General features: G+C 35.3%; 3 protein-coding genes. All 3 read left to right on the forward strand.

What is annotated here, in order from left to right; genetic code table 11:
- Positions 1–187: 187 nt before the first annotated feature.
- A complete protein-coding gene (spxA, locus tag AC1DSB_RS18140; RefSeq protein ID WP_162920212.1) occupies positions 188–583 on the forward strand; it encodes a transcriptional regulator SpxA in 396 nt (131 codons plus the stop codon).
- 262 nt (positions 584–845) lie between these two features.
- Positions 846–1514 carry an adaptor protein MecA gene (gene mecA / locus AC1DSB_RS18145; protein ID WP_016428010.1) on the forward strand — a complete coding sequence of 223 codons (669 nt, stop codon included), beginning with the start codon at positions 846–848 and terminating at the stop codon, positions 1512–1514.
- A gap of 205 nt (positions 1515–1719) precedes the next feature.
- A partial coding sequence (locus AC1DSB_RS18150) for a competence protein CoiA (protein ID WP_477587296.1) occupies positions 1720–2359 on the forward strand: 640 nt, incomplete at its 3' end.

Here is a 2359-nt window from a genome sequence, read left to right on the forward strand (position 1 = left end):
TCCTACATATTATTGCTAAAATGTGACGCCACATTAAATTACTTGACTTTTTCTTCATATTCTATATTAAAAATCTTGAAAATGGTGTATAATAAATTTTGTTAACCTATATTAAAGTAATTCTAAATTAAAAGTTGTTACAATTTACTTGAACTTGTTTACACATTTGAAAGGAAGTGTTCCTATGATGGTTACATTGTTTACTTCTCCTAGCTGTACATCATGTCGAAAAGCGAAAGCATGGTTAGAAGAGCATGACATTCCATATACTGAGCGTAACATCTTTTCGGAACCGCTAAGTATTAGCGAAATTAAAGAAATTCTTCGAATGACGGAAGATGGTACTGATGAGATCATTTCCACTCGTTCTAAAATATTCCAAAAATTAAATGTTGATGTTGAAAGCTTACCACTTCAACGTTTGTACGAATTAATTCAAGAACATCCTGGACTGTTACGTCGTCCAATTATTCTAGATGAAAAGCGTCTACAAGTAGGTTATAACGAAGATGAAATTCGTCGTTTTTTACCTCGTAAAGTTCGGGCTTATCAATTGCTTGAAGCACAACGCATGGTTAACTAAATTCGGATGAAAAATGACTGATTGATTCTTCTTTTAATTTTAATTGAGAAGAAAACGTCAGTCATTTTGCATTTTTCAGCTTGCCAATCTCTTCTCGCTCTACTACAATGCTAATAAATTGTATTTTCCAGAGTAGGAGCATATCCTTTTCATTTTCTCTGGACCGTCATACAATAGAAACAGACACTGTATCGGTAAGCGGCTTGAAGTGTTGCTGAAAAAAGGGGAATCCCTTTAAAGCGATCGAAGGGAGATGTGTAAAATGGATATCGAACGCATTAATGAAAATACAGTCAAATTCTACATTTCATACATCGACATTGAAAAAAGAGGCTTCAGCCGAGACGAAATTTGGTTTAATCGAGATAAAAGCGAAGAACTCTTTTGGGAAATGATGGATGAAATTAATGATGAATCAGACTTTGAAGTCGAAGGTCCATTGTGGATTCAAGTTCATGCAATGGATAAAGGACTTGAAGTAACAGTAACTCGGGCACAAATTAATCGTGATGGGAAGAAAGTAGACTCTCCATTTGAAATGGATGAAAAGGGTCAATACTTTTCTAATATGTCTGAAAGTTCATCAGACGAACAATCTTATGATGAATATGGTGGACTTTTTACTGATTCAGATGAACCTCAAAGTGAATTCACATTTTTTGTGAATGACTTTGAAGATTTGATTCCATTAGCTAAGCGCATTGATTTGCCTTCGTATGTATCAACGTCTTTATTCGCTTATAAAGATCGTTACTACTTATACGTTAAAGCAGATGCTGAGTTAATGAATGACGAAGAAATTGAAAATATGGTCAGCATACTTTCTGAATATACGTCCGGTTCAACTGTGACGGTTCATCGTATGAAAGAGTATGGCAAAGAAATAATGGCCGATGAGGTTTTTGAGCAAATCAATAAATATTTCAGTTAATCGCCTCCCTTAACGGGGAGGATTTTTTTATGTCTTGCTTCAAAATAAATATTCTTTTTTGCATTGCTGTCATTGTTCTAAAGAGGTGCGTGACAATTTTTTAATTGCCTTTATGTCGGAATATTCGTAAAATGTTCAAAAGGAGGTGTTGTGTATTCTAACGGCACAAATAAATAACGAGAAAAATTTCACACTGGAAAGACACATGACAAAAAGTCAGTTGGAACTAATACGAAGTACAAGCCAATTTACATGCCCCCAATGCGGAAACCCCCTTCGCTTAAAAATTGGCAAAGTCGTCACTCCCCATTTCGCCCATATCGTGCTAAGCGATTGTTTTACTTCATTTTCAGAAAGAGAATCCCCAACACATTTAATTGGAAAACAGCAGCTTGCTGAATTCTTTACACGAGTAGGTTTTCAAGTAGAGGTCGAAGCATTCATTCCGAAAATTTCACAACGACCTGATTTATTGGTGCAAAAAGGAAGAAATTTATTTGCTGTAGAATTTCAGTGCAGTGTAATACCCATAGACGATGTCTATAAAAGAAATCTTGGATATAGTCAAGTGAAAATTCCATCCGTTTGGTTACTTCGCACCCCTGCTAATATTAATGTCAAGGCAGCTGGCGTAACTTTCATCAAATTATCCAAGTTTGAGCAGTCGTTTATCACAATAGATTCTTCATCCAAGCCCACGTTAATTACCTATGATCCGACCAGTACTCAATTTGTTTATATTAGTCATCTTTTACATATTAGCGGGTCATCATTTATTGCCAAGATTTGTACTTTGCCGAATATGTTGCAAACTTTTCCTTTTGCACACATAAAACCACTTACTC

It is taken from the genome of Paenisporosarcina sp. P4_E4_2 (assembly GCF_056401595.1).

Excerpts from the sequence above, each read along its gene's own strand:
- spxA (WP_162920212.1), top strand. The coding sequence starts at position 188 with ATGGTTACATTGTTTACTTCTCCTAGCTGTACATCATGTCGAAAAGCG.
- mecA (WP_016428010.1), top strand. The coding sequence starts at position 846 with ATGGATATCGAACGCATTAATGAAAATACAGTCAAATTCTACATTTCA.